General features: G+C 67.6%; 10 protein-coding genes. 7 read left to right on the forward strand and 3 right to left on the reverse strand.

Annotated features, from left to right (window positions below):
• Positions 1-3: 3 nt before the first annotated feature.
• Complete coding sequence (locus ACZ7OI_RS45315) at positions 4-1,800, reverse strand: peptide ABC transporter substrate-binding protein (RefSeq protein ID WP_470270295.1); 1,797 nt, start codon at positions 1,798-1,800, stop codon at positions 4-6.
• Between the two features lie 150 nt (positions 1,801-1,950).
• Between ACZ7OI_RS45315 and ACZ7OI_RS45320 the strand changes: the two genes are divergently transcribed.
• The 4 genes from ACZ7OI_RS45320 (at position 1,951) to rho (ending at position 6,796) form a co-directional block, all read left to right on the forward strand.
• Positions 1,951-3,096, forward strand: coding sequence for an ROK family protein (locus tag ACZ7OI_RS45320; protein ID WP_470270296.1), 1,146 nt, complete (start codon positions 1,951-1,953; stop codon positions 3,094-3,096).
• A complete protein-coding gene (locus ACZ7OI_RS45325) occupies positions 3,093-4,547 on the forward strand; it encodes a M81 family metallopeptidase (protein ID WP_470270297.1) in 1,455 nt (484 codons plus the stop codon). Before ACZ7OI_RS45320 ends, ACZ7OI_RS45325 begins: the two co-directional genes overlap by 4 nt.
• A 107-nt stretch (positions 4,548-4,654) precedes the next feature.
• Positions 4,655-5,419 (forward strand): ArsR/SmtB family transcription factor, encoded by a 765-nt coding sequence (locus ACZ7OI_RS45330; RefSeq protein ID WP_470270298.1) that lies wholly within the window; start codon positions 4,655-4,657, stop codon positions 5,417-5,419.
• A gap of 309 nt (positions 5,420-5,728) precedes the next feature.
• Positions 5,729-6,796 (forward strand): transcription termination factor Rho, encoded by a 1,068-nt coding sequence (gene rho / locus ACZ7OI_RS45335; protein WP_470270299.1) that lies wholly within the window; start codon positions 5,729-5,731, stop codon positions 6,794-6,796.
• Positions 6,797-6,953: 157 nt separating this feature from the next.
• On the opposite strand, the gene ACZ7OI_RS45340 is transcribed toward rho, so the two are convergent.
• On the reverse strand, positions 6,954-8,324 hold the full coding sequence (locus tag ACZ7OI_RS45340) for an APC family permease (protein ID WP_470270300.1): 1,371 nt from the start codon (positions 8,322-8,324) through the stop codon (positions 6,954-6,956).
• A gap of 188 nt (positions 8,325-8,512) precedes the next feature.
• Between ACZ7OI_RS45340 and ACZ7OI_RS45345 the strand changes: the two genes are divergently transcribed.
• The 3 genes from ACZ7OI_RS45345 to ACZ7OI_RS45355 all read left to right on the forward strand — a co-directional run bounded on the left by ACZ7OI_RS45345 (position 8,513) and on the right by ACZ7OI_RS45355 (position 11,029).
• Positions 8,513-8,998, forward strand: coding sequence for an Lrp/AsnC family transcriptional regulator (locus tag ACZ7OI_RS45345; protein WP_182891173.1), 486 nt, complete (start codon positions 8,513-8,515; stop codon positions 8,996-8,998).
• A 168-nt stretch (positions 8,999-9,166) separates the two neighbouring features.
• Positions 9,167-10,555: an aspartate aminotransferase family protein gene (locus ACZ7OI_RS45350; RefSeq protein WP_470270301.1), complete on the forward strand. Its 1,389-nt coding sequence runs from the start codon at positions 9,167-9,169 to the stop codon at positions 10,553-10,555.
• A 66-nt stretch (positions 10,556-10,621) separates the two neighbouring features.
• Positions 10,622-11,029, forward strand: a complete 408-nt coding sequence (locus ACZ7OI_RS45355; RefSeq protein ID WP_067580428.1) for a hypothetical protein — start codon at positions 10,622-10,624, stop codon at positions 11,027-11,029.
• Positions 11,030-11,089: 60 nt separating this feature from the next.
• Here the strand turns inward: ACZ7OI_RS45355 and ACZ7OI_RS45360 are convergent, their stop codons facing one another.
• A complete protein-coding gene (locus ACZ7OI_RS45360) occupies positions 11,090-12,574 on the reverse strand; it encodes an alpha/beta hydrolase (RefSeq protein ID WP_470270302.1) in 1,485 nt (494 codons plus the stop codon).
• Between the last annotated feature and the right edge of the window lie 60 nt (positions 12,575-12,634).

Raw genomic sequence — 12,634 nt, forward strand, 5'->3', positions numbered from 1 at the left:
TCCTCACCTCGTCCAGAACCAGCGTTGCGGAAGCAGCCCGGCCATCGGGTCCTGGGTCACGCCGTGCAGCGCGGTGTCGATCGCCGACACCTGGTACGGCGGATTCGGCAGCCACAGCACGGGAAGCTGTTCGGCCAGGTAGGCGCTGTAGTCGAGCATCGCCCGGTCGTCCCTCGCCAGGTTCGTGGCCGCGATCAGCTTGTCCGCCTTCGGATCGCTGTAGCCGCCGAAGTTCGTTCCCGCGCCGGTCGCGAACAGTTCCTCGCCGCTCGGGTTCGCCGAGAAGTACCAGCTGCCCTGCGTGCCGAAGTAGGACAGCTGCCAGCTGCACGAAGGGTCCTCCGGTTTGCACGTGGTTCCGTTGGCCAGCACGGTGTTCAGCGGCTGCGCGTTGATCTTCATCTCGATGCCGGCCTTCGACAGCTCCGAGCGCAGTTCCTGCATGGTGCCGTCGGTTTCGTCGGAACCGGATTCGGTCAGCATGGTCAGCGACAGCCGGGTGCCCTCGGCGATGCCCTCGCCGCATTTCGCCGGGTCCGCGCAGAGGAGGACGCCGTCGGAGCCGGGTTTCCAGCCGTGGTCGGCGAGCAGCTGCTTCGACTTGTTCAGGTCGAACGGGTACGGATTGGTTTTTTGCTTGGGGGACAGGTACTTCGTGTCGTTGTCCTGCGGGACCGGGCCGTAGCCGACGCGTGCGGCACCGCGCCAGATCACCGAAGTGATGGCGTCTTGATCGACCGCGTGCTGGATCGCCTGCCGCACGTACAGCTGGGAGAACACCTTGCCCAGCTTCGGATTGTTGAAGTTGTACGGCGAGTACGTGATGGACCAGCCGTTCCACGGTTCGACCCGGTACCCCTGCTCCTCCAGCTTCGAGCGCTGGCCGAGGTTCGACGTCGGCAGGTAGCCGTAGTCGATGCCGCCGGCGCGGAGCACGTTGTACTCCGCCGACGGACTGGTGAAGGTCAGGAACCGGACGGTGTCGAGCTTCGCCGGATCCGGTCCGGTGTACTTCGGGTTTTTCCGCAGCGTCACCTCGCCGGACGTGGTGAACCCGGCCAGCGTGAACTGTCCGTTCACGACCTTCCACAGTGGATTCGTCGCGTACGTGCCGAGCTGTTTCGCTTGGCCGACCAGGAAGTCGAAGACCTGTTTCGCCCCGGCTGGAGTGCGGTCGTGATCGCCGACCGGGCCGGTCGCGCTGGTGCGGTCCCACGCGTGCGGCATCGGGACGATCAGGCTGAGCTGGTTGGCGGTGAACCAGTCGGGGTTGTACGCCTTGTCCAGGGTGAACGTGAAGGTGCGGTCGTCCACGGCGTGGAATCCGGTGATGCTGTCCGGGATCGAGCCCTTCGAGTACTTGCCCCAGTTGTCCTTGCCCGCGCGGGCGAGGTTGAGCCAGAACTCGACGTCGCGGCTGGTCAGCGGCTCGCCGGTGGACCAGGTCAGCGGCTTGAGCGTGATGGTCACGGTCTTGCCGTCGGGGGAGTAGCTCGGCACGTTCGCGGCGCTCGCGGCGTCGTCGAGGGCGACCGAACCGGAACCGCCGTCGTAGCTGTACAGCGGCACGTACATGGTCGACCGGATCATGCCGTTGTACGACCCGCCGTAGCCGGGGATCGAGAGCGGCATGATCCAGTTCGGCGTCGCCGACGGAGGCAGCGCGAACCGCACGGTGCCGCCGGTTTTCGGGGTTCCGGAACTGCCGCCGTGCGGTTCCCGGCTCGCCGCGCAGCCGGACAGCGCCAGCGCGGCGGCGAGCGTGACCCCGAGCGCGGTGCGCCACGGGCGTCGAGCCATTCGCATCACTTCCAACAACTCTGATGAAAGACCAGTGCCAGGCACTATGCCGTGTCCTGGCTGTCGGGTAATCTTGCACGAGAGACGGGAAATGCCAAGAGCCCTGTCGAACGGTTTAGTTACATCAGTTTTGATGAAAGAGGTGACGCGGTGGATCCGGCCGGATCGCTGCGGCTGTTGTGGCTGGTCGCGCACGGCCACGCGACGTCGCGCATGGACCTGGCGCGAGCGCTGGGGCTGCCGCAATCGACGGTGTCGGTGCGCACGCAGGCACTGATGTCCGCCGGGGTGCTGAGCGAATCCGGCGAGGGCCGGTCCGGGGGCGGGCGGCGGCCGAAGCTGCTGTCGGTCAACGCGGAGTTCGGCCATGTTTGGGGCGCCGACGTCGGCTCCCGGCACGTGCGGATCGGCGCGCTCGACATCGCGGGCAACCTCCTGGAGGTGCATGAGCGTCCGCTGGACATCAGCCAGGAGCCGCGCGAGCTGGTCGCCGGGCTCGCGGCCGCGGTGCGCGATGTGATGGCGGGCGCGGACTGCCCGGGGCGTGCGCTCGGTCTCGGCGTCGCGTTCCCGGGTCCGGTGGATATCGACGCGGGCACCATCACGCTGCCCTCGCGGATGCCCGGCTGGCGCGGTTTCGCGGTCCGGGACGCGCTGGCGGAGCACTTCGAGCTGCCGGTGGTCGTGGACAACGACGCGAACATGCTGGCGTTGGGCGAATCCGTGGCCGGCGCGCCCGGCCGCACGTTGCTGGTGGTGAAGGCCGGTACCGGCATCGGGTCCGGAATAGTGCTGGGCGGCGAGCTTTACCGCGGCCGGGCCGGAGTCGCGGGCGACATCAGCCATGTGCGCGTGCCCGCCGCCGAGGACCAGCCGTGCACCTGCGGGAATCGCGGCTGTCTGGAAGTGGTGGCCAGCGGCGCCGCGCTCGTCGGACAGTTGCGGGCGCAGGGATTGAAGCTGGAGACCACCGCGCAGGTGATGGCCACCGCCGAGGACGGCCATCCCGAAGCGACCACGGCGGTGCGGCGCGCCGGGCTGCGGCTCGGCGAGGTGCTGGCCACGGTGGTCAACTTCAGCAACCCGGACGAGGTGCTGCTCGGCGGCGCGCTGTCCGGTTCGGAAGCGTTCGTCGCGGCCGTGCGCGGTGCGCTGTACGAACGGTGCCTTCCCTTGGCTACCAGGGAACTGCGGATCGACCGGGTGCGGTTCGGTGCGGACGCGGGACTTTGCGGCGCGGGTGCGCTCGCGCTGGACGCGGTGTTCGAGCAAGCGATCAAACGGAGTGGACGATGAAGAAGCTGCGGGTCGGGATCACCGGAATCGCCATCGAATCGAGTACTTTTTCGCCGCATCGGTCCACAGTGGACGATTTCCGCGTCTCGCGCGGCGACGACCTGCTGGCCCGCTACGACTTTCTCGACGCGGACTGGGCTGCCGGGGTGGAATGGGTTCCGCTGGTCGACGCCCGGTCGCTTCCCGGCGGTGCGGTCACCGAGGAGGCTTATGCCGAGCTGTCCGGGGAAATCCTGGACCGGCTGCGTTCGGCGGGTGAGCTGGACGGGCTGTTCTTCGACATCCACGGAGCGATGAGCGTGGTCGGCCGGTCCGATGCGGAGGCTTCGCTCGCGCAGGCGATCCGTTCCATCGTCGGTCCGGACGTCCTGGTGTCGGCGTCGATGGACTTGCACGGCAACGTTTCCCGCGAGCTGGTCGCCGCGCTGGACCTGATCACCTGCTACCGGATGGCCCCGCACGAGGACGCGTGGGAAACCCGCGAGCGGGCGGCGCGGAACCTGGTGTCACGGCTGCGGTCCGGCGGTCGGCCGAAGAAGGCTTGGGTGCAGGTTCCGGTTTTGCTGCCGGGGGAGAAGACGAGCACCCGGCTCGAACCGGCGAAGAGCATTTACGCGGCGGTGGACGACGTCGAGGCGCTCGACGGAGTTCTGGATGCGGCGATCTGGGTCGGCTACGCGTGGGCCGACGAACCGCGTTGCCAGGCCGCGGTGGTGGTGATGGGCGACGACGTTTCGGTGATCACCAAGGAGGCGGAGTACCTGGCGCAGTCCTATTGGGACGCTCGGCACGACTTCGCTTTCGTCGCCCCGGCCGGCACCCTGCCGGAATGCCTCACGCAGGCGGTCGCTTCGACCTCGCGGCCGTTCTTCATCAGCGATTCCGGCGACAATCCGACCGCCGGCGGTGCCGGGGACACGTCGTGGAGCCTCGACGTCCTGCTGAACACTCCGGCCATTGTGGACTCTCCGCTGACCACGTTGTATGCGGCCATTGTGGACCCGGAAGCCGTTGCGACCGCGGTGGCAGCTGGCGTCGGCGCGACGATTTCCGTTGAGCTGGGCGGAAAGGTCGACTCGGGTCCGCACGGCCCGGTCGCGCTCACCGCGCAGGTGGCCGCGATCGACACCGACGATCCCGTCGCCGGAACCGCGGTCGCGCTGGCTGTCGGTGGCCTGCGGGTGATCGTGACCGCGCGCCGCAAGCCGTACCACCTCGAATCCGACTTCCACGCGCTCGGCCTGCGCCCGCGCGAGGCGGACGTCGTGATCGTGAAGATCGGCTACCTTGAACCCGAGCTGTATGACATGGCCGCGGACTGGCTGCTGGCCCTCACCCCCGGCGGCGTCGACCAGGATCTGCTCCGGCTTGGCCACTCCGGCATCGTCCGGCCGATGTTCCCCTTCGACGCCGACATGGCGGCCCCTTCCCTGGCTCCTGAGGTCTTCTGAACGCTCTGAGTATTCAGCGCCGAGGCAACCAGTAACTCGCCTCGGCGCTGACCTGTGTTTACTGCCGTCGGCTTGACAGGCAGGCATTTGCCTGCCTTACTGTAAGTGTGCAACCCGACCTGGACAAAGTGTTCAAGGCGCTGGCGGATCCGACCCGCCGGTACCTGCTCGACCAGCTGCGCGAGGACAACGGGCAGACGCTGGGCGAGCTGTGCCGCCGGCTGGAGATGACGCGGCAGTCCGCGACCCAGCACCTCGCCGTGCTGGAGGCGGCGAATCTGGTGAGCAGCGTGCGCCGCGGCCGGGAAAAGCTGCACTACCTGAATCCGGTGCCGCTGCACGAGATGCAGGAGCGGTGGGTGGACCGGTTCGAGCAGCCGCGGCTGCGGATGCTCAGTGCCGTCAAACGTCGAGCAGAGGAAGCCATGAAGCCGAGTTTTGTGTATGTGACCTACATCCAGAGCACGCCGGAGAAGGTGTGGGACGCGCTCACCGACGCCGAGCTGACCGGGCAGTACTGGGGCCACCGCAACGAATCCGACTGGAAGGTGGGTTCGCGGTGGGCGCACGTGCGGACCGACGGGTCCGGGATCGCCGACGTCAGCGGAGAGGTCGTCGAGGCTGTTCCGCCGAAGCGCCTGGTCACCACGTGGTACGACCCGAACGGCCCGAAGGATCAGGAGCCGTCCCGCGCGACGTTCGACATCGAACAGCACGAGGGCATCGTCCGGCTGACCGTGACCCACGAGGACCTGCCGGACGAGAAGGCGTACCAGGACGTGTCCGGCGGCTGGGCGGCGGTGCTGTCGAACCTGAAGTCGCTGCTGGAGACCGGGCACGTGCTGCCGCAGGCTCCGTGGGAGATGCCGTGACCGCCGCGCGGGAATAGACCCGCGGCCAGCGTTGTTGGGGCCTTGTGAGCGCCGGTTTTCCCGGAGAGCCGCTCACGAGGCCCCTTTCGTGTCGGCAGTGCCAGTTGTGCGGCCGGAACCGATGCGCTACTCTCACCGCATACCCCAGGAAGTCGGCCCCGCCGCCCAGGGGTTCCGCCCTTTCCGTCAGCGTGAGTCCACGCGACGAGGATCGGGCGTCTTTCCCGAAGCCCGTCGCCTGACCCGCTTCGCATCCTCCGGCGGTCCGCGTTCTCGCGTCGACTGTCACTGCTCAAGGAGCCACAAACCATGACACAGCAAGGAATTCTCGACATCCACGGCAAGACCGCCGCACTGGGCTACGCGCCCGGCGGCCCGTCCGTGCCGCTCACCCTGATCCGCACCCACGGCCTGCGCCGCGGCGACGAACTCGTCCTCGACGACGGCGAACTCGTCTCGGTCAACGGCCGCCCGCCCGGGGAAAAGCGTCCCGATTTCGACAAACTCACCCCCATTCACCCGAACCAGCGGCTGGTCCTCGAAACCAGCCGGCACCAGCTCACCACGCGCGTCCTCGATCTGGTCGCCCCGCTGGGCAAAGGCCAGCGCGCGCTGATCGTCGCCCCGCCGCGAACCGGGAAAACCACTGTCCTGCAAGCAATCGCGCAAGCAGTGGCGGTCAACCATCCGGAAGCGCACCTCATGGTGCTGCTCGCCGACGAACGCCCCGAAGAAGTGACGGACATGAGCCGCTCGGTCCACGGCGAGGTCGTCGCGTCCACTTTCGACCGCAAGCCCGCCGAACACACCGCCGTTGCCGAACTGGCCCTGGAACGCGCGAAAAGACTGGTCGAAACCGGCCGGGATGTCGTGCTGCTGCTGGATTCCCTGACCCGCCTCGGCCGTGCGTACAACCTGGCAGCCCGCACCTCCGGCCGCATCCTGTCCGGCGGCGTCGACGCCAGCGCACTGCACCCGATGAAGAAAATCCTGGGCGCGGCAAGGAACATCGAGAACGGCGGCTCGCTCACCATCATCGCGACTGCCTTGGTGGGAACGGGTTCGCTGGCCGACACGGTGTTCTTCGAGGAGCTGAAAAGCACGGGCAACTCGGAACTCCGTCTGGACCGCATGCTCGCCGACCACCGCGTGTTCCCCGCAGTGGACTTCTTCGGCTCCGGCACCCGCCGCGACGAGTTGATCGTCCCGCCGCAGGAACTGGCCGTGATGAACGAGGTCCGCCGCGCGCTGTCCAGCCAGGACCCGAAGCGGGCCGCGGAACAGTTCCTGGAACAGGTCCGCACGACAAAGTCGAATGCGGAGTTCATCGCGCGGGTCAACGCTTCGCTGGCTGTTCCGTCCACAATGGCCGCCTGAGGTGGTGATGGAACGGCTCGGATTCACCTGCCGCCACGACTTCCCGCAGCGAGGCGAACCGTTCGCCCTCTCCGGAATCTCCGTCGGCAACTGAACAGAATTCGCGGCGGCGACGCACTCCGCCCGACCGAGCTGTCCGTCCTCACCAGGGCCCGCGTCAGGGAATCGTCACCAGCCACCGATCCGACCGCCGCCGCAGATACCCCCACCAGTACCCGGCCGAAACCACCAGCACTCCAGCCGTGATCGCCAGGTCCAGCAGGCTCTGCGACACCAGCACGTACCCCAGCGCCAACACCGCCACGACCGGCACCACCGGCCACCCCGGCATCCGCCATACCTGCGGACGCCGGTGCGCCGGCCGACGCGCCCACAGCACGCTCACCGAAATCGCCAGATACAGCGCGACCACGGCCACCCCGGTGACGCCGCTCAGCGTTTCCACCGGCACGAAACACAGCACCGCTTCCGAAACACCGACCACGAGCGTCGCCACCCACGGCGCGCCGAAACGCGGGCTCACCACGCTCAACGCGCGATTCACTGGCTCCGGCCAAGCGCGATCCCGTCCCGACGCATACAGCACGCGCGAATTCTGGATCACCATCACGATCACCGCGTTCACGATCGCCGCCGCGATGCACAAGCTGATGATCGTGCCGAACGTCGAACTGCTCCAGCTCACCACGAGCGCGGTCAGGTCGAGATTCCCGAGCGTCGCGAGATCCGGCACGCCCAGCGTGATCGCCACGACCGGCACCAGGATCACGACCGCGCTGATGCCGAGCGTCCAGAACACCGTCCGCGACACCGTTTTGTGCGGCTCCCGCATCTCCTCCGCCAAATACACCGCGGTCGAGAACCCCTGCACGACGAACAATGCCACCGCCAGCCCGGCGATCACCGAAACCAGCGCGATCGGATGCAGCCCGTCCATGCTGGGCCGCACGAGCACCGAGGCCGGGCGGTCCGTGTGCGCGAATCCGAGCACGGACACCACGACGATCGCCACGATCTCGATCACCAGGAAAATCCCGGTCAGCCACGCATTCGACCGCAGGTTCACCAGGCCCATCCCGGTGGACGCCAGCATCACCAGCGCACCCGCGACCGACGGATCGATGTGGACGGCCACGGCCAGATAGTCGGCCACCCCGATCGCGATGATCGGCGGCACCACCAGGATCACGATGAACGACAACACAAAGGTGATCCACCCGGCGAACCGGCTGACCACCGTCGACACCATGGCGTACTCGCCGCCCGAACTCGGGACCAGCGTGCCGAGTTCGGAGTAACAGAACGCGATCCCGACGCACAGCAGCACGGCGAGCCCGATGGCCAGCGCGGTGCCGGTGCCGAGCGAGCCGAACAACGGCGGGACGAGAACGAACAACGACGACGCCGGCGTCACGCAGCTGAGCGTCAGCAGGGTTCCGCCGCCGACCCCGATCGATCTGGTCAGCGAGCGGCGCGCGGGCGAACCGGTAGCGGGGTCGGTCTGGACGGGGACCGGATGAGGCGGCATGGGGATCCCTCCGTCGGCGGCGCTGGAATTCGACGGATGGAACAGGACGGGTTTGCCGTTGTCAACGCCGGAAAGACGACGAAATCCGTTGTCGGTCACCCGGGCTGACGGGCGATCCGGACACTGTGGGCGATCATTCGCCACGTCTGAGGTTGCCCTCGCCGGGGTCGACCCGAGATGATCCCCGGATGCAGAGCCAGGACCCGAACCGGCCCGCGCCGCCGGTGGTCGACGACATCTCGAAGCAGATCATCGCCCAGTTGCAAGAGGACGGACGGCGGCCGTACGCCACGATCGGCAAGGCCGTCGGGCTGTCCGAGGCGGCGGTCCGCCAGCGGGTGCAGCGACTGTCCGATTCGGGCGTCATCCAGATCGTCGCGGTGTCGGATCCCTTGCAGATCGGGCTTTTCCGCCAGGCGATGGTCGCGATCACGGTCGACGGCCCGCTCGATCCGGTCGCCGACGCACTGGCCGAAATGGACGAGATCGAGTACGTCGTGCTCTGCGCCGGCCGCTTCGACGTGCTGTGCGAGGTGCTCTGCGCCGACGACGAGGCGCTGCTCGACGTGATCTCCAATCGCATCCGCACGCTGCCCGGAGTGCGCACCGCGGAGACGCTCGTGTACCTCAAACTGCGGAAACAGTCCTACCAGTGGGGCACGCACCGCAGGTGACGACGAAATCCGAAGGTCTGTCCCGATGAGACTGATGAAATTAGTCGTTGTGGGTGTCCTCGGCGACTGATCCGCTTGCCAGCCGGCGTCGGCTCGTGCGATAACCGAGAAGTCCGGCCGGTACGCCACGGTGCGTGCCGGCAGCTTCGAGGCCCGTTTCGAGGAGCCATGACCACGACCGCCGAACCCGCCGGGATCACCACCGGCTCGGGCACTGCCGCACGCGACAACCTCTGGCTGCACTTCACGCGCCACAGCCGCGCCGACACCGCCGACATCCCGGTGATCGTGCGCGGCGAGGGCGCCTACATCTGGGACGACACCGGCAAGCGCTACCTCGACGGCCTGGCCGGGCTGTTCGCGGTGCAGGTCGGCCACGGTCGCGAGGAACTGGCCGAAGCCGCTGCGCGGCAAACGAAACAGCTCGCGTACTTCCCGCTCTGGGGCCACGCGCACCCGCCCGCGCTCGAACTGGCCGAACGTCTGGCCGTCGCGTCGCCGGGCGACCTCAACCGCGTGTTCTTCACCGTCAGCGGCGGCGAATCCGTGGAAACGGCGTGGAAGCTCGCCAAGCAGTACTTCAAGCTGACCGGAAAACCCACTAAGCACAAGGTGATCAGCCGCGCGCTGGCGTATCACGGCACGTCGCAGGGCGCGCTGTCCATCACCGGAATTCCCGGCGCGAAGGCCGATTTCGAGCCGCTCGTGCCGAGCACTCTGCGCGTGCCGAACACGAACTTCTACCGCGCGCCCGAACACACCGACGACTATGCGGCGTACGGCCGATGGGCAGCCGACCAAATCGAGCAGGCCATCGAATTCGAGGGCGCGGACACGGTCGCCGCGGTATTCCTGGAACCCGTGCAAAACACTGGCGGTTGCTTTGTTCCGCCGCCGGGTTATTTCGAACGGGTTCGCGAGATTTGCGACAAACACGACGTGCTGCTGGTGTCCGACGAGGTGATCTGCGCGTTCGGCCGGGTCGGCTACGACTTCGCCGCCAAGCGCTACGGCTACCAACCGGACATCATCACCACTGCCAAGGGTCTGACCTCGGGTTACGCGCCGCTCGGCGCGGTGCTGGCGAGCGACCGCCTGATGGAGCCGTTCGCCGGCGGCGAGGCGACGTTCATGCACGGCTCGACCTACGGCGGACACCCGGTTTCGTGCGCGGTCGCATTGGCCAACCTCGACCTCATCGAGCGCGAGAACCTTTACGGCCATGTGCTGGACAAGGAAACCGCCTTCCGGGCGACCCTCGACCGGCTGACCGATTTGCCGATCGTCGGCGACGTGCGCGGCACCGGTTTCTTCTACGGCATCGAACTCGTGAAGGACAAAGCGACCAAAGAGACCTTCACCGCCGAGGAATCGGAACGGATTTTGCGCGGTTATCTCTCGAACGCACTGTTCGAGGGCGGTCTCTACTGCCGCGCCGACGACCGCGCCGAGCCGGTCGTCCAGCTGTCGCCGCCGTTGATCTGCGACCAGCCGCAGTTCGACGAGATGGAGCAGATTCTGCGCGAGGCGCTCACTGGAGCGTGGAAGTTGCTCTGACGCTCTCTGTCGCGAGGGTTGTCCCGCTACGCTGATCTTCGTTGCCTACCAACGGGAGGAAAGCGCGTGGCGCAGTGGAATGACCTGGTCGCCTACATCAGGCAGACCTACCGGGTGATCCGGGACGACCCGGGCGAAATCCGGATCCGGGTCCTGTTCGGCGACGACGCGGAGACGACGGGGCGGGCGCAGGTCGTGGTGATCGCCCGGGAGATTTTCGACCAGCGCGAGGACTGGGTGCAGATCGCGACCCCGTTCGCCCGCGTGGACGAGGTCGATCTGCTCACCGTGCTGAGCGAGGTAGGCCAGACGCTGGTGGTCGGCGGGCTCGTGGTGATGGGCGAGCACCTCGTGCTGCGGCATTCGCTGCCGCTGCTGAACCTCGACCTCAACGAGTTCACCGATCCGCTCGAACTCGTCGCCGGTTCGGCCGAGCTGCTGGAACAGCAGTTCACCGGGCGTGACGACTACTGAGCCGCCGCAGCCGCGAAAAAGCGGGGCCCTGATCCGATCAGGGCCCCGCTTCTTGTCGCGTCAGTACGGCAGCGTAGCCGGTGCCCGCGGACCGTCCATCCTGGACTGAACACTCGGCTCGACGGCCGGGCAATGCTTGCCGCGACCCGGGCTGGTCCCGTCGATCAGGAAGGAGTCGGCAGCGTCGGTGACGCACTGGCTCTTCTTGAAGTACGCGCCATGACCCCAGCCCTCGTAGGTGAGCAGCGGCGCGCCCGACTGCTGCGACGCGCGCACCGCCCAGCTGTAGGGCGTGGCCGGGTCGTAACGGCTGTTCAGCATCAGCATCGGCACGCCCCGCTGGACCGACAGCGGGTGCTGCGGGTTGCGCACCGGGGCCGGCCAGCTGGCGCACCCGGCCGCCGCGCTCCAGCCCAGCGGCGAGAAGTGCAGGTCAGGCGACACGTCGGCAAGCGCGCGGCGGTAGCTGTCGAGCTGCGGGTACGAGGTGATCGGCAGCCGCCAGTCCGAGCAGAAGATGCTGGCGAACGGGTTCGGAATGGGGAGGTCGTCCTTGGCGAAGGCCGAGCCGAGCGGCTTCCCGTCGCGAAGGCTGACCAGGTTCTGCGCGAGCTTGCCCCAGGTGGGACCGTAGAAGTTCTGCGCGAAGATGCCGACCAGCGCCATCGGGTCGAGTTTGTCGTCCGGGGTGCCGAGTTCGCCGCGTTCGGCGCGGGCGTACAGGTCCGCGGTCACCGCGCTGACGTCCTGGCCGTGCAGCGCGCACGACGTCGTCCGGTCGCACCAGTCGGAGAATTGCTCGAACAACTCCTGGGTGGCCTGGGTTTCCGTCTTCAGGAACTCCCAGGTGCTGCGGATGGAGTGGTCCATATTGCTGTCGAGCACGAGCGCGCGCACCCGGTCCGGGTACGCCTCGGCGTACTGCTGGCCCATCAGCGTGCCGTAGGAAACGCCGTAATAGGTGAGCTTTTCGTCGCCGAGCGCGGCGCGGATCGCGTCCATGTCGCGCACGACGCTGCGCGTGTCGGAGTGAGTGGCGAGCGGCCCGGTGATCCGCTCGCAGCTGCGGCCGAGCGCGCGGTTGTACGAGAGCAGTTGCTGGAACTCGGCGGAATCCTTCGGCTGCACCGGGTTTTTCGCGGTGATCTCGTCGAGCCCGCACTTGATCGCGGTGCTGTCCCCGACCCCGCGCGGATCGAACCCGACAGTGTCAAACCGCGCGGCGACCTTCGGCGACAACGTCCAGCCGCTCTGCACCTCGCCCGCGCCCGCACCGCCCGGCCCGCCGGGATCCATGAGCACCGAACCGATCCGGTGCGCGGGGTCGGTGGCCTTGCGCCGCGCGAGCGCGAGCTGAATCGTGCCGTCGCCAGGATGATCCCAATCGAGCGGCACGGTGAGCTTGCCGCATTCGGCGCCCTGCCCGGTGGGACAAGGCTTCCAGTCGATCGCCGCCGACGCGGCGCTCGCTGGTGTCGCGGTGAACAACGCCGTCGCCGCGGTGACCGCGGTGGTGGCGACGGCCAGTTTTCTGCCCAGACCCAATGCCTTGCCCCTTCGGCGTGAACTGGAGACGTCAGAGTCCTCGATCTTGCCAGAAGGTGA

The sequence above is a fragment of the Amycolatopsis sp. NPDC114503 genome (assembly GCF_055633655.1).